The organism is Acinetobacter sp. TY1 (genome assembly GCF_048551395.1).
In the GTDB taxonomy this organism is placed as follows: Bacteria; Pseudomonadota; Gammaproteobacteria; order Pseudomonadales; family Moraxellaceae; genus Acinetobacter.
Genome location: NZ_JBLYZK010000015.1, coordinates 24,971 through 43,750, shown reverse-complemented (window position 1 = coordinate 43,750; position 18,780 = coordinate 24,971). Strand labels below are relative to the sequence as shown.

Sequence of the window (18,780 nt, the reverse complement as noted above, 5' to 3'; positions counted from 1 at the left end):
TGCATGTTCATCGGTTTTATGACCGTTTTTTCATTAATAAGGGCAGTTTGTGCAATTTCAATGTAATTTAATGCGTGGAGAGATTTTTCGTGTAACAAAATCTTTAGCCGTCAGTAAACCTGCATGTGCATAACCATAAATTGTGGCTTGATGAATACGATAGAGTGAAACATACATCGACTTGGCAATGAAACCTTGTACATTTACTTGCCCCATTAATTCACCTACCGCTTTATTTTTGCTAAGTGAAACCAAAGAGCCTTTATCTGAAAATTGAAACATAGGTTGCTGACGACCACTTAGGCGAGCACTCATTGCTTCCACTAAAAAAGCGGCTTGTTGGCTTGCGACTTGTGCACGAGGTCCTAGTGGAGGTTCACGCGCGTCTAAAATACAACATGCGCAATCACCAAAGGCAAAAATAGATGGATCGGCTTTGGTTTGTAATGTTGCATATACATCTAAACGGCCCATTCGGTCTTGATTAAAACCTTCTAAATTAGCAATGACAGACGGTGTTTGAATACCTGCCGCCCATACTTTAAGTTGTGCATCAATAGACGTACCATCGGTAAACCACACTTTATCTGCATCAACTTTTTCAACACGCTTTGCTGTGAGTACTTCAATTTTCATACGTTGTAGTTGTTGATTAGCATGTGCAGCTATTTTTTCAGTTAAAGCAGGTAAAATTCGATCTGCACCTTCAATTAGTGTAATTTGTACATTTTGAGGGTTGATTTTATTCAAACCATATTTATAAAAATTTTGCTTGGCTTCAACCAATTCAGCAGATAATTCTACGCCTGTTGCACCTGCACCAATAACTGCAATTTTTAAGTCACGATCAATATTTTTATTTTGTGCGTCTAGATATAAATGTAAAAGATCTTGTTGGAAAATATCAGCTTGTTTTCGACTATCTAAATAGTGGCAATAATCTTTGACACCAGGGGTATTGAAATCATTGGACACTGATCCGACAGCTAAAATAAGTGTGTCATAACTTAATGTATATGAATCTGTTGAGCTGTCGTATTTGGTACTTTGAGTTTTACTCAGTGAAATAATCTTTTGTTCACGATCTAATTTTTCAAAGCGTCCTAAGACAAACTCATAGTGATGTTTGGCTGAATGAGCATAATAGTTAGTTTCCTCATCATTTGGGTTCATTGTTCCAGCCGCAATTTCATGCAGAAGAGGTTTCCAAATATGTGTGAGCTTTTGATCGACTAAGGTGATTTTGGCTTTGGATGATTTACCAATGGTATCGCCAAGTTGAGTTGCGAGCTCGAGTCCGCCTGCGCCACCACCAACAATCACAATATGATGTAGATTGGACATAAAAATTACCTAATTGTTGTTATAAAAAATGGAATGGCACTAATATGCCATTCCATTGAAATATTTTTATGATTCTTGTTTTACAAATTACATTTTTACAATAAAACCAAGTTCAAAGCTTGGTTTTATTGTTTTCTGTTTTTGGCATCTCGTTATTAATAATCGATTAAGTTAAAACAAAGACTTTAACCAATTGATCAGGCGCTCAATCCATGAGGCTTGTTCGATTTGGACATCATCTTCAATATCAAAAGTTTGAATCAGTTGATCACCTTGATAAACATTGACTTTAGCCAAATGCATGATTTGAGCCAATGGGGCGGTGAGTGAAGTTTCATTCAATTCGACATTGAGTTTAGTTTTTGTTGTTTGTAAAGGTTCGATAGTACTGATGACACCATTGGCATGTGTTTGCATGATTTTAGAATTGAGATTATCAAAAGTCATCAAGTCAATTGGGGTAGGGTTGCTATACAGTGAAGTGGTGACAAGTTGGGGTTTTTTGGCTTCAACTTTAAAAATCTTTAATGTTGATTTAACCACAGGGAGTTCAGCAATCAGTTGTTTATCCTTAATGGCAACTTCATCACGCGTATAGCTATAACCTAAATTTAATAGTTTATGTGCAACTTCAGCACGTTTAATAGCACTTTTAGCGCCCATTACGACTACAACTAAACGGCGATCGGGCGATTCAATTAAACCTGAAGGACGTTTGGCGCTGAGTGCAAGATTGTAACCCGCAGCTCTAGTGAAACCCGTTTTTAAGCCATCGACACTTGGATCATTTTTTAAAACAAGATTCGTTGCATGGTGAAAGCGTTGCTTGTAGCTAAAATTTGGCATGACTGAATAATGCATATATTCAGGCGTATTTTGAGTTACCGCTTGACCTAATAGCGCCATGTCATGTGCCGATGAAAAATGATCAGGCATGGTTACACCTGGTGCATTGGCAAAATGCGTGTCCTTCATACCCAAAGCTTGCGCTTCTTTATTCATTCGTACAATAAATGCGGGAACATCGCCTGAAATACGTTCTGCAAGGGTCACAGCGGCATCATTGGCAGACATTACAACCAAACCTGCTAATAGCTGATCTATTGAAATTTGTTCCCCTTGTTTGAGATACATTTGAGATTCATCCCACTGTACCATCTGCACTACAGGCGTTGCGGTTAAAACCTCATCTTTACGCAAATGTCCTGCTTTAATTTCTTTAAGTGCAATGTAGGCAACCATCATTTTGGTCATAGAGGCAGGTGCACGCTGAACATGACTATTATGCTCAGCAATAATTTGCCCTGTTTGTGTGTCAAGGATTGTCCAAGACTCAGCCTCGACAGACTGTGGATTGATATTAAGTAGTGCAGAATTTACAAACGTGGAGCAACACAGGCTGAGTATTGCCAGTGTGGAAGTCAAAATTTTCAACAGAGATACCTTTTATAGCCAATCCGATGGCGATGAATATAGAAATCACTGCGAATCCTATGCTTTTTTATATGATTTCGCTAGCCAGTTTTGTAGATAAATACGGCAATTTCTGCATGAATTTATAAAAAATGATAATCTAATTGTTAAATTAACTTTCCACTGTTTGTTGAAGCAAAATTATGTTGCACTATCAGATCGAATTTGACGATTATCGTCAGCATTTAGTTCATGTCACACTGCGTTTTCTTGCAGATCCAACACAGGTTTTATCATTACCCACATGGATTCCGGGCAGCTATCTGATTCGTGAGTTTTCTAAGCATATTGAATCTGTTCGCGCGTATGATGAAGCTGGGCGTGTACTTAAAATCAGCAAATTTGAAAAAAATAAATGGCGTTTATTTAATACTGATCATGAATTGATTACAGTTGAATATGATGTTTATGCCTATGATTTATCGGTACGTGGTGCCTATGTCGATCAAACACGTCTGTATGTCAATCCAGCATGTTTATGTTTAGGCTTAGATGGGCAGGAGCATAAAGCAGTTGAAGTTGAAGTTTTCTTGCCACCTGAGTTGAAGCATTTTCAAATTGCGACAGGCTTAGCGTCAAAAAGTTTGGTCAAAGGTCGTTTTACCTTAAAAGCCGACAATTATGCGCAGTTGATTGATTCGCCATTTGAGTTGGCAGAGCAGACTCGCTTTAGCTTTGAAGCCAATGGCATTCCACATGAATTTGTGGTTTCGGGCAAACATGCGATGAATATAGCTCGTATGCAGCAAGACATTGAAAAAATTTGTGCCACAGAAATTTCAATGTTTGGTTCTGCACCGTTTAAAAATTATACCTTTATGACCATGGCAACAGGTAATAGTTATGGTGGTCTTGAGCATCCTAATAGCACGAGTTTGATTAGTCCGCGTGATGACTTACCTAAAACTGATGAGCCAGAAGAACCTTCAGCAGATTATCAACGTTTCTTAGGTTTATGTAGCCATGAATATTTCCACTCATGGTTAGTGAAATTTATTCGCCCTGAAAATTTTGCTAATTATGATTTGAATCAAGAAGGCTATACCTCTTTATTGTGGATTTTTGAAGGCTTCACTTCATATTATGATGATTTAATTTTACTTCGTAGCGGTGTGATTTCTCAAGAATCCTACATTAAATTGTTAAAAGCACAAATTGATCGATATTTGCAAAATCCAGGTCGAGCAATTCAATCAGTTTCAGAGTCAAGCTTTGATGCATGGGTGAAATTTTATCGCCAAGATGAAAATTCAAATAATGCCGGTACAAGTTACTATAACAAAGGTTGTTTAGTGGCGTTGTGCTTAGATATGGGTTTACGTTTACGTGGTTCAAGCCTAGATGCATTGATGCGTAAACTGTATGAAAATGCACAGAATGGCATTCAAGTGAATGAACGTACTATTGTCGATTTATGTAATGAATTGACAGGTGATGATTGGATTGAACAGATTAATCATCTCATCAATACCACAGATGAATTACCTTTAGATCAATTACTTCCAGAGTTTGGTTTAAACTATACATTGAAAAATGACAAGTCTTTACCTCTGGGCTTAAAACTTGTTGATAAACCTGAAGGTGTATTGATTCAATCTGCACGTCGTGATGGTGTTGCTGTTCAAGCGGGTCTATCTGCTAATGATGTGATTGTGGCGATTGATGGCATTAAAGCAACAGTTAAACTTGTTGAAAAGTATGCTAAACAAGAAGGTACATATACTGTATTTGCATTCCGCCGTGATGAGTTTATTCAGTTTGATGTACAAACAGGTGGTTCAGCTTTAACGGAAGTTGAACTGAATGTTGCTGATCAAAACAAAGCAGATACTTGGTTGAAAGCACGTGCTTAAAATCTTAATATATTTTTATATATCAGATTGATATGTGTTTAAAGATGCAATGTAAATGGTTGAAGTTAGTCTGTTAATAATTCTTTGAATTCTCTCAAACCCTCCTTTTCCAAAAGAGGGAGCTTTCAATAAGGAAAATTTATTAAAGTTGAGATTTTTCCTCTTTTTAAGAGGGATTATGGGAGATTTTTAGGATTTTGTATAATTATTAACATAAAGCATCGGTATAACTATAAACCGCGCTTTTTTGATGGCTATTTTCAATGTTTTTGAAAATAGCCATGTAAGTTGAGTTTAAGAGAGTTCTAAGTTTAAGCAAAATGTTGAATGGAATGTGGTGAGTGACCTGTGTTTTGCAATACGCTATTTTTGAGTATTGGATTGAGTGCATTTAGAATAGGTTGAGCAATTGCATTTCGCATCAGTGGACTTGGTAATTCAATTGCAGTGTGTAAATCCTCAAAGGTTTTACGTTGTAAATAGTGTTGTGCTATTAAGGGATCAAAAAAGCTTGCTGTTGTATAGTTTAAACCAACAGAAATGACAGTACGCCCAGTGTGTAACGCTTCGGACAACATAGTGTCGCTATCTGAAGTGACAAAAGCATATTGGCTACGCTGTAAAATATCGCAAACTGCAATATTTTGTATCGGTGTGATTAAACGTATCTGCTGTTGTGTCATCCATTGCAGCATATTTTCAGAAAAAGGTGCTGTTCGTCTAGAAGTTACAATATTGCCTTGTAAATGATGTTGCTGACAAAACTGAGTGAAATTTTCAATTATTGTGCTGATGTGTTGTTGATTAAAAGGATATTCTTCGGTTGCTCCACCCAGTAATAAACTTGCTTCTTGTAAGGGGAGTGTATTTCGAATTGTGGAAAATTGAGCAAGCGTTGGACCAACAGGAACAATAATTTGTGTGCAGGCATTGTTCTCAGGAACAGAGGCAACAATCCAATTTATTAAAGCGGTATTGAATTTCCGTGTTCCGCCAGAGTACAGCAGGGGAATATGGTATTTACGTGATAAATAGGCTGCATAAATCAGATTGGGCATCCCTGAACACACAATGAGTTTTGTATTTTCAATGCCTTGTGGTTGAAATTTGAAGAAAATTTGTCCAATGATTTGAAATATCTGGGGAAAGTGAGAAAGCTTTTTTAATATGCTGACCAATTTTTTATTCAATTGAATTGGCAGTTGAAAAGATATTGTATTAAAAGGATGCTGTTCTGAAATCATTTCAGCAATAGCGAGTGATGGATTCAAGTGACCTTTACGACCATCATGGATCACTAATATATTGGGTAGATGTTGTAGCGTAGTATTGATCGTCACAGTCGCATCCTTACTTCGTTGAATTTTGTATAAAGTAAGCATAACCTTGTTAGATTAATGGCTAATTAATCAAAAATTAAACAGTGCTTAATCTAGGCTTAAAGCAATTTGATGATGCCTTTTCCAATGATGATTTTATTTTGAGTTATTGTTATTCAGAACACTTTAAAAATTGAGCTAAAAAAAGCTCACCGAAGTGAACTTTTTATATTTAACTTTAATAATCAGGAAAGATTAACGACCGTTGCGTCCACGACCACGAGGCGCTTTCGAGTTTGGACGCGTTGTACCATTGGTTTTACGTTTTGGCTTTTCGCTATCATCCATTTGCCAAATACGCTTCGTACCCGATGTTTTCTTTACAGAACCATCTTTATTTTTACGAACCATTGGTTTACCACCTGTACCTCCTGGTTTTTTTACATAAGAACGAGAACGATACGGTTCTTCAGGAGGAAGATTCTGGAAGTCAGGATACAGTAGTGGTTCGATTTCTTTGATTTCACCTGGTTTTAAACCCATTTGTACAAGATCAATTGCACCAATACGTGTACGAATCAAACGTAAAGTCGGGAAGCCCACAGATGAAGTCATGCGACGTACTTGGCGGTTACGACCTTCACAAATCTGAATTTCAACCCAAGAAGTTGGCACATTGGCACGGAAACGTACTGGAGGATCACGATCCCACAACCATTCAGGTTGTTCAATTTTTTCAGCTTTTGCAGGCAAAGTCATGCCATCTTTTAGCTCAACACCTTTACGTAATTGTTCAAGTGCTTCTTCAGTTACATCACCTTCAACTTGCACAACATAAGTTTTGAACTTTTTATTGGCAGGATTGGTAATGTACTGATTTAGCCCACCGTGATCGGTTAAGAAAACGAGACCTTCTGAGTCCATATCTAAACGACCAGCAAGACGTAAATCTGGATCGCTGACAAAGTCAGACATGGTCATGTGTGCTTCATCTTTACGGAATTGGGAGAGCACGTCATAAGGCTTATTTAGAATTACAATTTTCATAGTAACCAATTGATATATATAGATAGAATATTGTGGATTGCGTGGGTTACCCGTTTAATTACCCGTTTTAGGGAGAATAGGTAGCTGAGTAAAATAAAATGCCCACTAGAATGTGGGCTACTATACCATATTAAGCTTTACGCTCTTCAACTTTATTCCGAACATAAGATGAGTACCAAAACACATCTTTTTCAGTTTGCCGAACTGGTTGCTGTATAGCACCAGATTTTACAAAGTCGTAAAATTTATCATTACCAATTGCGAGCAGTCTCATAAATTCTTTTGCTCGAATTCTGTGATCAATTTCCATCATGACACTTCTTTCAAGCTTAGTATTAAATCTTCAGATAAATCCATTTGAGCTGTTGATGACACATAATCTCCATTTTCATTTTCAAGCTCAGATGCCTTACCACCTGCATTTAAATATGCGGTTTTAAAGTTTAGAAATTATTGCCAATATTGTGAAAAAACGTCCTAATCTATTTATTTTGACTGACGATGTTTATGGTACTTTTGCAGAAGATTTTTAGAACTCTTTTTGCAATTTGCCAAATAATACGATTTTGGTTTATTCATTCTCGAAATATTTTGGTGCGATAGCATGGCGAGAACGAATTTCAGGCAAGAGTTGAAGGTGGGTGTTTTTTGCTCATCGAAAAGATGGCTTTTAGTAAATAAGTTTGACTTGAGCTAAATTGTTTAGTAAAACTTCAATGGTTATTTAGAATAAATAGCAAAAAATAATCCTTAATCAGCGCAATTGAATAAGGGGGGAAGCCTCACAGAAATGTGGGGCTTTTTTAATACCTGAATTTTAGAGATGTGTATGACATGCAAAAAAATTCCCTAGAAGGTGTTTTTTAACGTATATTGTTGAGCGTTCAATATATAACTACTAAATTTAATAAATATTGAATGCCACTTTTGCAGTCTTAGACTGTTTGTTATTTGACTTTTTGAGGTATTTTTATGAATAAACTTAATATTAATGTACAAGATCAATTTGGCGCGAATTACGCCATTGAAGCGACTTTAGATGAAGTTGTATCAAGTGCAGTTAAAACCTATGAACGAATTAAATATATTATTGTAGACAATGAACTGATTCGCCCTAGCTTTGAAATGTTTTTCCAAAGTGTAAATACTGGAAAAATATTTAAAATTATTGAACATTAAGTAATATAAAAACCCAATATATGAGTTTTTATATTTGGCTATGTATTAGATAAATTTAATAATGATTGTATTACTTGTATTTTAGGCGTATAAAGACACTTCGTTGATGCGGGATGGAGCAGTCTGGTAGCTCGTCGGGCTCATAACCCGAAGGTCGTTGGTTCAAATCCAGCTCCCGCTACCAACGAAAAGAAATTAAAGTTTAATACCCTAACTAGCTTCGTGCTTATTAGGGTTTTTTTATGCCTGAATTTTGACTAAAATAAAGTTATGAAAAGACAACGTAAGATATCTGAATCTCCAAAGTCTTGTTGGACTACTGAGCAAGACTGTATATTAATTGAAAACAGCTCATTGACTAATAAGGATTTAAAAGTACTACTCCCTTATTCCGATGATGAAATCTATGAGCGTAAAGAAGCACTTGGTTTAGTTAGGCGACAAAGGCAAATGATGAAAGGTGCCTAGGTGTCTTTTTTATGCATGGCGTTTATTGAAATTATGCGAGACTCTATTTGTTGTTGAAAATATAAAATTTATCAAATAGTAAAAAAATACTATTGTTATATATAAAAAAATTAATAAAATAGGTTGTTAATAAACTACAATAAAACGGTGGTGAAAATTAAAACTTATATTTTTTCAATACTTGTAGGCTTGACTGTAGTTATTTATTTCTTAGGTGTAATTGCACATCAGGATAGTAAGAAGAAAAGAGAAGCTGAGATTCGGTTAATTATTACGGATGCAGAGAAGCAGCTTCACGACTTTCAGAGCAAGTAGCTTCATTAGATGTTTAAACCACCTTCGGGTGGTTTTTTAATGGGCGTACTTTATGGATGAAGACAGCTATTTTTGGAAAACCAAGAAACGCCCACTTAAAACCAAACTAAGAACTAAGCAATTTGCTAAAGAAGAAAAATATTTTGAAGCTGAAAAATCCTTATTTCAAGAGTTAGAAGAAAACAACATTGGTTATCGCAGAAAATTTCAATTTGAATCAGCTAGAAATTGCTGGCAGCTCATGGTCAGTGGGGCATGGTGGCAAAAAGATAGCAATTGCATTGTATAAATATGATTTGTCCGAAGAAAGGGGATCAACTGTACATCTTGAGCCTCATCAAATTTAATCAGGTTTTACGATTAATTGGATTAAAATGCAGTTAATAGATTAAAAGGTGAAAAGATCAGATCATTTCCACCAATGGATCTAATTGATTGAGCAGAGGAAGAAGAAACCATCTGCTTAGAATCTGCCGTGGATTTCAAAGAATGAGTGATTGAAATCTTTCTAACTATTGGAGGTATACTTCATAATCCTGATCACATTGCGACTAATTTCATTCTTGGCATCATTGAGAATTTAATTATATTGCTATTTACTTGTTTTATCTTCAAATTTAATGTCTTGAAAAAATTACTCAAATACATTTCTTCATTTCAGATAAAGCTATATGAAAAAATGACTAGAAAGTAGATCAATAGTATTGTGTTTTTAATTGATAATGATTATTACTATACTTAAAGTTTAGCCATTTAAGGTTTTATGATTTTTAAATACAAGTTATCAGAATCATATGTATTTATCTATTTGTTAACATTACTCAGTTTCATCGGTTTGGCGGTATGTATTACAGATGTTATTCAACATATGCCAAATTGAAAAGTAAATCTAAAAGCACCCAGAAGGGTGCTTTTTTATTGTCAAAAATAATGGGGCGTATGTGAATGAACCAAGTTTATCACTGTGGAAAAGATTAAACGAAGTATCGGATCGACTACAGAAAGTATCTGAGCAGTTGGTGCAAACAAATGCAATTAATAAAGGATACCATCAAGCATTTGATCAGCAACGAGTAAAAGTTGAAACGCTTGAGCAGAAAATTACAGAGCTCAAGGCGCAATTGCCATGCTGAAGTGGGAGCTTGATTGACCTTGGTGTGGAATTTTAGGTGGTATATAGATGATTGGTTTTGGTACCACAATTTATCCCAATGGCATTTAAGCACAAGCCAAAGCGAATATGACGTATGATTTAAAGACATTGCATCTGCTGTGAATAGTGCTTTAACTGTTTCGATCAATCATAATCCGTTCGATGCATTAGTATCGGTTGCCCACCGCATTGGTACAGGTGTTTTTGAAAAATCTACATGACTTAAAAAGTTGAATGAAGCAGATTATACGAGTGTCGCTACTCAGTTCAATGTTTGGAATAAGAGTGGTGGCAAGGCGATGCAAGGGCATGTGAATAGACGAGTTGTGGAACGAACGTTGTTTGAGAAAGCCATCGATTGAGGTTTTTTTATTTTTCTGAAAAGTTTTATTAAAAGTATCCGCTATAACCTCTAACCTCTGCTCATAAATTCTTGATTGAATGTTTGAATTTTTTATCTTTGGTTTTTATTTGGACTGTTGGGTGACGATACAAATAGCCCATTAAAATCAGTGTGCCAATGAGTAAGATAAAGGATGCCAACATAAATTGGTGGTGATAACTTGCACCAAATTTTTGTAATGTACTGAAAGTTAAACCACCAATGAGTTGTGTTGTGGCAAAGACTAAGGTAGCAATACTCCAAAGTTTTTTATATTGCTGATTAAATAATTGCAAAATAGTATAAGAGGTGAGAAAGACCACCGCAGGATTAAGCATTCCAGTTAGAAAAGAAGATACAAAGGTAAAAATAGGATAAACATTTAGCACAGCAATTAAAATTGCAAGTACATAAATACTATAAAGAATTTTTAAAGCGGTGAAATTGCCAAATTTTCGTGCCAATAAAAATGCCACAAATGCACCTAAAGCACTACCAATGCCATATAAAATCCAATTGAAATTGATCCAATACAAATTGAGGTTTAGTGTATTACTCAGATAATCAATCCAAAACAACGAGTGCGGTACGTAAGCAAAGGCACTGCTTGCATACACCATTAATAATGCCAAAAATAAACCATTAAATACAGGTATTGTCGTTGTCTGTGTAGATTGATCAGTTAAATACGGTTTGAATTGATGTAATAAAAAAATCAGCACCATACAAATGAGCGCTGAGCAAGCAAATAATAATAACCAAGCTATTTGGGTTGCAATCTGATCAAGCCACGGCAAAAACAGCGTTGCCATCAAAACGCCTAAACCAATTCCACTAAAGCCAATGAAATTGATGCTTAAGCGATCTTCGGGCTGGCAACATTGCGCAATTACACTTGGTGATAAAATCATTAATAATCCACCACTTATGCCCGAAAGAATACGCCAACCGATATACCAACTTGCAGAAAAAGTAGAAAATGCACATGCCAATAAACTGAGTGAGCCTGTAATTGCTGCCATTTGAATATAGAAAGGTAATTTTTGATTTTGTGGTAGTTTTAAAGCCCAAAATGCACCAATCAAATAGCCCAATAAGTTCGCACTACCGAGTAAACTTGCAAAATTAGTTGTCCAATCATAAGCCTCACGAGTGACAGGTAACAGTGCGGTATAGGAAAAACGTAAAATGCCAATGCCCAAACACATGCTTAGACACAGGAAAAGGCTGAGTTGTATTTTGTTGGGGAACATCCTGTTCACTCGTGGCTTAAAGACAAATTTTATTGAACGTTAAATAACTGAGCCGTTGCTCACAATACGACTTTGGTGGATCTTTATCCAAAAGCATGCTTAATAAAGCTATTAAATAAATCAATGGATGATTTTAGTAGCATCTAATGTAAGTAATTAATTAAGGAGACAAATATAGATTGTTTATAAAAAATTAAGAAAAGCATTGCAGTTTTTCTGATTTAGTCGCTATAACGTTGTTTTATTGCTTATTATAAAGAGAAGATGTGTAGAGAATAAAATCAGCTAAAAACCGAATTTTACGGTGATCATTCAATTTGGCTTATAATAGACAGATAGAAATACTTGGAATAAGAATGAATTATCCTTTGATCATCAATATCGCTGTATTTGTAGGCTTGATTATTTTGCTGTTGCAAACTCGTCGTACAAATTGGAGTTTAGCAAAAAAAGTCTTGGCAGGTTTAGCCGTGGGCGTTGTTTTTGGTTTGGGTTTACATGCAGTTTACGGTGCAGGTTCTGAAATTTTAAAGGAATCCATTCAATGGTTTAACGTTGTTGGTAATGGTTATGTCAAGCTATTACAAATGGTGGTGATGCCATTAGTTTTCATTTCCATTTTGAGTGCGGTCATTAAATTACATGATGCCTCATCTCTTGGCAAAATTAGTGCGATTAGTATCGGAACTTTATTAGGTACAACAGCAATTGCTGCTTTTGTCGGTGTTATGGTTACGCAGCTTTTTGGATTAACTGCGACAGGACTCGTACAAGGTGAACAGGAAAATGCCCGTTTGGATAAAATTAATGCAGATTATGTCGGCAAAGTTACAGATATTAATGTACCCGATATGATTTTATCATTTATTCCAAACAATCCATTTGCAGAGCTGACAGGTGCAAATCCAACATCCATTATTAGCGTGGTGATTTTTGCGACTTTCTTAGGAATCGCAGGCATTCAACTCATTCGCGATGATTCGACGAAGGGGCACCGTATTGTCAGTGCTGTGGAAACTTTACAAGCATGGATTATGAAGTTGGTTCGTTTGGTCATGACTTTGACACCATATGGTGTTTTTGCATTAATTACCAAAGTCGTTGCAAGTTCTAATGCTGCGGATATTGCTAAACTTGGTGGTTTTTTAGTTGCCTCATATTTGGGTCTAGCCATTATGTTTGCGGTACATGCTCTTGTTTTATTGTTGAGTGGCGTCAATCCATTACGCTTCTTTAAGAAGGTTTTGCCTGTACTAACCTTTGCATTTACCAGTCGTTCAAGTGCTGCAAGTATTCCACTGAGTATTGAGGCACAAACCAAACGTTTAGGTATTCCTGAATCTGTAGCGAGTTTTGCTGCATCATTTGGTACGACTATTGGTCAAAATGGTTGTGCAGGTTTATATCCTGCCATGTTGGCAGTGATGGTTGCACCAACTGTTGGTATTAATGTACTTGATCCACTCTGGATTTTGACTTTGGTGTGTGTTGTGACACTGAGTTCAATTGGCGTTGCTGGTGTGGGTGGAGGTGCAACCTTTGCAGCACTCATTGTTCTGCCGATTATGGGCTTGCCTGTGACTTTGGTGGCATTACTCATTTCAATTGAACCATTGATTGATATGGGGCGTACTGCACTGAATGTCGATGGCTCAATGACTGCTGGTATGGTGACGAGTCAAGTGATGGGACAAACTGATAAAAGCATTTTACTCAGTGATGATGATCTAGAATTGAATCATCGTTAATTTGTATGTTGCTTTAGGCAATATTGTGATTGATCAAAAAGCGCATTCAATGTGAATGCGTTTTTTTTTTGCTGTAACCATTTTTAAATTGAAATTGTGTCTGTACTCAAAATAGCAGTAATTTAAAATACAATCAAAGGAGAGATATTATGAAAATGTATCAGGTCGATGCGTTTAGTCGCGAATTATTTAAAGGTAATCCTGCTGCGGTTTTAGTGCTTGATCAGTGGTTAGATGATGCCAAAATGCAAAATATTGCCTTAGAAAATAATTTAGCTGAAACGGCATTTGTGAAAAAAATAGCATCTACCCAAGAAAATGTGGACAGTTATGAAATCCGTTGGTTTACGCCCACTGTTGAAGTAGATTTTTGTGGTCATGCTACTTTGGCATCGGCTTTTGTTTTGTTTAAGGATTTTACCCAAGCAAAGACCATTCATTTTCATGTGAAAAATTTAGGTGTTTTTATTATTCGTCAGGCAGAAGATGGAAAAATTGAAATGAATTTTCCTGTGCGTAAGCCTGAGAAATTAGTCAATTATCCTGCATTATTAAATCAAGTGATTGATCGACCTTTTAAAGAGGTTTATATCAATGCTCAGGCGTTTATTTTGGTGTGTGAATCTGCACAAGATGTGATTGAGGCAACGCCAAATTTAACAATCATTCGTCAACTTGCCTTAGAGCACCATATTAGTACCGCTATTACCGCAAATTATGATGATTTGGATTTGACCATTACGGCACAGGCAAATTCATCGCAACATCATGAGTATGATTATGTTGCTCGCTATTTTGCACCACAAAAAGGTATTGATGAGGATCCTGTCACAGGTTCGATGCATACAGGACTTGCGCCATTGTGGGCGGAAAAGTTAGGGAAAACTCAACTGATTGGGTATCAGGCATCGCTACGAGGCGGGGCACTGTATTGCTCACTTTTACCTGAAAATCGAATCGAAATTTCAGGTTATGCGAAACTTTATATGCAAGCTGATATTTTTGTTGATTAAAATTTAAGGGGCAGACCCAGTTTGTATGATGGGGATAATCATTGATTGTATATAAATAAAGCAATTTGTTTTCAAAAGTCAACTATAAATTTGATTCAGCTTTTTTTAAGATGTAGGGCATATAACCTTTAGAACTTTAAAAAGCTGGATTAATTTATGCTTATGCAGTTGAAACAACTGACGTTATCTTTATGTGTATTGGGTTTTGGTACATCGACATTCGCTCAAACGGTACTTGTAAAATCAGAACATCAAATTGAAGAATATAAACTCGATAATGGTTTTCGTGTACTTCTTGCACCAAATGATAAAGAAAATAAAGTCTTAGTGAATACGATTTATTTCACTGGTGCATTGAATGATCCTAAAGGTAAAGGGGGCTTAGCGCATTTACTTGAACATTTGGCATTTAAAGGTACAGAAAATGTCAAAGGTGAAGAATTTCAGCGCAGACTTGATCAGCATACGTTAATGACCAATGCGAGTACCGATTATTATTCGACCAAATATACCAATATTGTGCGACCTGAAGTAAATGCACTAAATGAAATTATCCATCTTGAAGCTGAACGCATGGATAAATTGGTACTACAAGAAAAATTTGTACCTTCTGAAATCAATATTGTCATGCGTGAACGTGAAGTGCGTATGGATCAGCCGTTCGCCGTGTTGATGGATCAAATGTGGAAAGCAGCATATGGTAATGAGTCACTTGGGCGTTTACCAATTGGTGATTTACCTGAATTAAAATCAATTAAAATGAATGAGCTACAAACTTTTTATCGCAATTGGTATGCACCTAATAACGCCGTGATGGTCATTTCAGGTAAGTTTGATAAAGCTGAGGTTTTAAAGCAAATTGATCAACAATTTAGCCCAATTGCAGCGCGTAAATTGCCTGCACAAGCGGTTGTTCCGTTACTCAATTCGAGCAAAATTGAACCTCGAAAATTTCAAGTGAAAAAGGGCAGTGATCTTGCTCGATTCAATATTTATTTAAATGGTAAAAATGACAGTATTCAGCCAGCATTATCCGTAGCACCGTATTTATTTACTTTACAGCCGAGTGGTCATTTGTATTCTGAGATGGTGGAAACAGGCATTGCAACAAATGTACAGTCTACAAGTTGGCTTGATAATAATTTTAATTTGGTTTTTCTTGGGGCAATTTATGCACCAAACCATGATGTAAATAAAATTGAAAAATCACTGATTGATGGTGTCGAGCAAAACAAATCATTTACTGATACTGAGCTAAATCGTGTCAAAAATATGATGAAAAATGGTCAGGAAACATTATTTACAAATGCTGTTTCAGTCGGTTCGATGCTGAGTGATTATGTGGTGAGTTCAAAAGGTGATTGGACACAATATTTCCGAGATCAAGAAGCGATTCAAAAATTATCAGTGACCGATTTAAACACGACACTTAAAGATTTTTTGGTAAAACCTAATCGTATAGAAGGTGAGGTTTTACCCACACCTGAAGATCAAAAAAAAGCACAGCAACAAAAAGCATCGGAACAACCAAAAACACTCGATCAGCAAAGTGACGCGGTTGAACCATTAAAAGATGCGAGTGTGTATAAGCAGGAAGTGAGTCAGTATTTAGCAACCACAGATGTGAAATATGTCGAGATTGAAAAGAAAATTCAACGTGGTGCATTAAAGAACGGCATGAAGTATGCATTGTTTCCAACGACAACCCGAGATGATAAAACCTATGCGACATTGTTTGTCAATTTTGGTACAGCACAATCATTGATGAATAAGAGTGAAATTATTGATTTAACTGCGTATTTACTTTTACGTGCATCAGATAAATATAGCCTACAAGATATTACAGATAAAACCATTGAAGTAAGTGGATCTGCTTCGGCATCTGCGTCAGACAATGGTATGGTGATTCAGATTTCAGCAAAGAAAGATCAATTTGAACATTATTTCAAGTACATGCTCTCTGTAATGAAAAATCCTGCATTTGAACAATCTCAATTTGATTTAATTAAATCACAAAGTTTATCGAGTTTGGATCGTCCTTATACTGAACCAGCAACAGTATCAGCATTGACCATTGCACGTTTACTTGAAAAATATCAACCAGGTGATTTACGTTATCATTTTGAACCTGAACTTGCGAAAACGCAGTTAAAAAATTCAAATAATGCTCAAGTCAAACAGCTATACACAGATTTTTTTGCAATGAATTATGCGCAATTGGCCATTACGGGTGATTACGATGCTAAAAAAATGTTGAAAATAATTCAAAAAGAATTTTCAACATGGAATGGCAAACAAAATTATCAACGTATTGCGGATGATTATTTTGAATATAAAGGGCAAAAAGTTCATGCACTTGCAGAACAACGTGAGTTTGGTAGTTATCAAGCCATTCAAACATTCCCAATGGGGGAAGATAGTCCTGAAACTGCAGCCATGATGGTCTTTGACTATATTTTAGGTGAATCACAACTCTCTTCACGTTTAGGACAAGAGTTACGTGAAAAAAATGCTTTGGTTTATGGTTTTGGTAGCAGTGTCCAACTTGCCGATTGGAATGACTCAGGTGCTTTGAGCATTAGTGCAAATTACACTGCAGGTAAATCCGCAGAAGTGTCAAAATCTGTGCATAAAGTTTTACAAGATATGATCAGCAAAGGCGTGACTGAGCAAGAAGTTGAAGCAGCTAAAGCAGATATAATGAAGAAAAAAGTGACAGCGCTTGAAGATGAACGTCGTATTCATGGCATGCTTGCACCACAATTAGAGCGTGGTCGTGATTTGTTGTATAGCAAACAGCGTAATCAAATTTTGGCAAATTTAACTGTTGCCGATGTGAATGCGGTGATTAAAAAATACATTAAACCTGATCAATTAGTTGAAGTGATGTCGGATCAATACGGTCAAGTACAGAAATAATTGTTGTATTGCATCTAATTGAGAAAAGCCATGCTGATTAAAAAATGAGCGTGGCTTTTTTATATTATGATTTAAAAACTATGCTTTATAAACGATAAAATTGTTTGGCATTATGATGAAAAACACGCTGTAAAGTTTCATCATCATAGTCATGTACGATGTCACTGAGCGCATCAATAATATTCACCAAGGATGTGCTAACTCGATCCATTGGAAAATTTGAGGCAAACATTACTCGATAACGACCAAAGCTATCGATCGCATGGGTAATGAGTGGTGCAACCAAATCAATAATTTGCTGTTTAGATGCCTGTTGTTTTTTCTTATGAAATTGATGCCCAAGTACAGGCATAAAAAGCCCAGACATTTTGGTATAGACATTGGGGTAGGTTGCAAGTTCAGCGATGGCATCTTGCCAATGATAAAAAATATTTTCACGAGCAGTTTGCGTCAGCCCTGTAGTTTGTCCCACTTTGCCAAAAAGTCCTGCGGGTGTACCCAAATGATCAAGAACAATAGACGTCTCAGGAAAGCGTTTCGCAAGAGCAATAACATCTTCAAGTTGGGTGGAATAAACCCAAGCATCAAAGCTTAGATGATGACGTGCAATTTGTTCAAAGCCTTTTAGGAATTTCTTATTGGTATATAAGTGAGGATCATTCGCCCAAGCATGAATGCCTTTATCTTCATGATGTGCAGCCATACGTCGTATACCACGTAATCGACTCGATGCTTTTTGATGTAAGGCTAAAATCTTTTTGAAATTGCTATCAGTCGGATCGGCAGTGGCAACAATACCACCGAGTTGAACAGTGTTGGTGCCAAAGGGAAGTGACTCAATAAACTGTGTTTCAGCAACTACACCTTTACCTTTAGAATCAGCCCAACTTGCTTCGACATGTACGACTTGTTCGACTGCATATTGTCCAATATCTTGTTTGTAGTCTTGTGGCAAATACGGACGGGTGATGTGCGTAGTTAAACCTACTGTTTCGATGAGGTCTTTGGATTTGACTAAGCGTACTATTTTATCGAGTAAAAACGGATGTTTGCCTAATAGCTTGACGGCAAGTGAGGCTGCATGTGGCGTGTTATATGGATCCCATTGATGAATGTGTGGGTCAATCAGGGCAAATCCAAGATTTTGCATAAGTCATCCATATATTTCATTATTATGACTCGAATATAGCGTATTTTTTATACGGGTAAATCTATAAAAATGCTCAAAATTGTATGATTTGGTAAGTGTAAAAAATCATCATATTTTGGAGTTATCAAAAAAATGCGCAATAAAAAAAGCCCAGAAGGGCTTTT

At 36.3% G+C, this 18,780-nt stretch carries 13 protein-coding genes, 1 tRNA gene and 3 pseudogenes; 10 read left to right on the top strand and 7 right to left on the bottom strand.

All coding sequences use genetic code 11. The features are described 5' to 3' along the window. Positions 1–57: 57 nt before the first annotated feature. The gene (locus tag ACK2M2_RS10260; RefSeq protein ID WP_419348088.1) at positions 58–1,344 is read right to left on the bottom strand and encodes an NAD(P)/FAD-dependent oxidoreductase; all 1,287 of its coding nucleotides are present in this window, start codon (positions 1,342–1,344) and stop codon (positions 58–60) included. A 171-nt stretch (positions 1,345–1,515) separates the two neighbouring features. After that, positions 1,516–2,778, bottom strand: a complete 1,263-nt coding sequence (locus ACK2M2_RS10255; RefSeq protein ID WP_419348085.1) for a D-alanyl-D-alanine carboxypeptidase PBP6B — start codon at positions 2,776–2,778, stop codon at positions 1,516–1,518. 182 nt (positions 2,779–2,960) lie between these two features. Between ACK2M2_RS10255 and ACK2M2_RS10250 the strand changes: the two genes are divergently transcribed. Further along, positions 2,961–4,670 (top strand): M61 family metallopeptidase, encoded by a 1,710-nt coding sequence (locus ACK2M2_RS10250; protein ID WP_419348083.1) that lies wholly within the window; start codon positions 2,961–2,963, stop codon positions 4,668–4,670. Positions 4,671–4,981: 311 nt separating this feature from the next. On the opposite strand, the gene ACK2M2_RS10245 is transcribed toward ACK2M2_RS10250, so the two are convergent. The 3 genes from ACK2M2_RS10245 to ACK2M2_RS10235 all read right to left on the bottom strand — a co-directional run bounded on the left by ACK2M2_RS10245 (position 4,982) and on the right by ACK2M2_RS10235 (position 7,310). After that, a complete protein-coding gene (locus ACK2M2_RS10245) occupies positions 4,982–6,010 on the bottom strand; it encodes an ELM1/GtrOC1 family putative glycosyltransferase (protein WP_419348081.1) in 1,029 nt (342 codons plus the stop codon). Positions 6,011–6,244: 234 nt separating this feature from the next. After that, positions 6,245–7,036, bottom strand: a complete 792-nt coding sequence (locus ACK2M2_RS10240; protein WP_409512037.1) for a pseudouridine synthase — start codon at positions 7,034–7,036, stop codon at positions 6,245–6,247. 130 nt (positions 7,037–7,166) lie between these two features. Next, positions 7,167–7,310 (bottom strand): transcriptional regulator, encoded by a 144-nt coding sequence (locus ACK2M2_RS10235; protein ID WP_409512036.1) that lies wholly within the window; start codon positions 7,308–7,310, stop codon positions 7,167–7,169. Positions 7,311–7,479: 169 nt separating this feature from the next. Between ACK2M2_RS10235 and ACK2M2_RS10230 the strand changes: the two are divergent. The 6 genes and pseudogenes from ACK2M2_RS10230 to ACK2M2_RS10205 form a co-directional block, all read left to right on the top strand. Next, positions 7,480–7,647 (top strand): annotated as a pseudogene (locus tag ACK2M2_RS10230) (aminotransferase class I/II-fold pyridoxal phosphate-dependent enzyme); the annotation flags it as partial. A gap of 361 nt (positions 7,648–8,008) precedes the next feature. Continuing rightward, positions 8,009–8,215: a hypothetical protein gene (locus ACK2M2_RS10225; protein WP_409512035.1), complete on the top strand. Its 207-nt coding sequence runs from the start codon at positions 8,009–8,011 to the stop codon at positions 8,213–8,215. A gap of 107 nt (positions 8,216–8,322) precedes the next feature. Beyond that, positions 8,323–8,399 (top strand) — tRNA-Met (locus tag ACK2M2_RS10220). A 651-nt stretch (positions 8,400–9,050) separates the two neighbouring features. Beyond that, positions 9,051–9,345: pseudogene (locus ACK2M2_RS10215) on the top strand (hypothetical protein). Between the two features lie 594 nt (positions 9,346–9,939). Further along, on the top strand, positions 9,940–10,131 hold the full coding sequence (locus tag ACK2M2_RS10210) for a hypothetical protein (RefSeq protein WP_409512034.1): 192 nt from the start codon (positions 9,940–9,942) through the stop codon (positions 10,129–10,131). 127 nt (positions 10,132–10,258) lie between these two features. Continuing rightward, positions 10,259–10,513: pseudogene (locus ACK2M2_RS10205) on the top strand (lysozyme). A gap of 61 nt (positions 10,514–10,574) precedes the next feature. Here the strand turns inward: ACK2M2_RS10205 and ACK2M2_RS10200 are convergent. After that, complete coding sequence (locus ACK2M2_RS10200) at positions 10,575–11,786, bottom strand: YbfB/YjiJ family MFS transporter (protein WP_419348077.1); 1,212 nt, start codon at positions 11,784–11,786, stop codon at positions 10,575–10,577. A gap of 356 nt (positions 11,787–12,142) precedes the next feature. Between ACK2M2_RS10200 and ACK2M2_RS10195 the strand changes: the two genes are divergently transcribed. The 3 genes from ACK2M2_RS10195 to ACK2M2_RS10185 all read left to right on the top strand — a co-directional run bounded on the left by ACK2M2_RS10195 (position 12,143) and on the right by ACK2M2_RS10185 (position 17,466). Beyond that, positions 12,143–13,534 carry an L-cystine transporter gene (locus tag ACK2M2_RS10195; protein WP_419348075.1) on the top strand — a complete coding sequence of 464 codons (1,392 nt, stop codon included), beginning with the start codon at positions 12,143–12,145 and terminating at the stop codon, positions 13,532–13,534. Positions 13,535–13,683: 149 nt separating this feature from the next. After that, entirely contained in the window at positions 13,684–14,547 is an 864-nt protein-coding gene (locus ACK2M2_RS10190; RefSeq protein WP_419348072.1) for a PhzF family phenazine biosynthesis protein, read from the top strand. A gap of 156 nt (positions 14,548–14,703) precedes the next feature. After that, on the top strand, positions 14,704–17,466 hold the full coding sequence (locus ACK2M2_RS10185; protein WP_419348070.1) for a M16 family metallopeptidase: 2,763 nt from the start codon (positions 14,704–14,706) through the stop codon (positions 17,464–17,466). Between the two features lie 85 nt (positions 17,467–17,551). On the opposite strand, the gene ACK2M2_RS10180 is transcribed toward ACK2M2_RS10185, so the two are convergent. After that, complete coding sequence (locus ACK2M2_RS10180; RefSeq protein WP_419348068.1) at positions 17,552–18,616, bottom strand: amidohydrolase family protein; 1,065 nt, start codon at positions 18,614–18,616, stop codon at positions 17,552–17,554. Positions 18,617–18,780: the final 164 nt, after the last annotated feature.

Bases quoted from the DNA above. Each gene is read 5' to 3' on its own strand.
- ACK2M2_RS10260 (WP_419348088.1), bottom strand. From the start codon at position 1,344: ATGTCCAATCTACATCATATTGTGATTGTTGGTGGTGGCGCAGGCGGA.
- ACK2M2_RS10225 (WP_409512035.1), top strand. From the start codon at position 8,009: ATGAATAAACTTAATATTAATGTACAAGATCAATTTGGCGCGAATTAC.
- ACK2M2_RS10180 (WP_419348068.1), bottom strand. From the start codon at position 18,616: ATGCAAAATCTTGGATTTGCCCTGATTGACCCACACATTCATCAATGG.
- ACK2M2_RS10235 (WP_409512036.1), bottom strand. From the start codon at position 7,310: ATGAGACTGCTCGCAATTGGTAATGATAAATTTTACGACTTTGTAAAA.
- ACK2M2_RS10190 (WP_419348072.1), top strand. From the start codon at position 13,684: ATGAAAATGTATCAGGTCGATGCGTTTAGTCGCGAATTATTTAAAGGT.
- ACK2M2_RS10195 (WP_419348075.1), top strand. From the start codon at position 12,143: ATGAATTATCCTTTGATCATCAATATCGCTGTATTTGTAGGCTTGATT.
- ACK2M2_RS10240 (WP_409512037.1), bottom strand. From the start codon at position 7,036: ATGAAAATTGTAATTCTAAATAAGCCTTATGACGTGCTCTCCCAATTC.
- ACK2M2_RS10200 (WP_419348077.1), bottom strand. From the start codon at position 11,786: ATGTTCCCCAACAAAATACAACTCAGCCTTTTCCTGTGTCTAAGCATG.
- ACK2M2_RS10185 (WP_419348070.1), top strand. From the start codon at position 14,704: ATGCTTATGCAGTTGAAACAACTGACGTTATCTTTATGTGTATTGGGT.
- ACK2M2_RS10250 (WP_419348083.1), top strand. From the start codon at position 2,961: ATGTTGCACTATCAGATCGAATTTGACGATTATCGTCAGCATTTAGTT.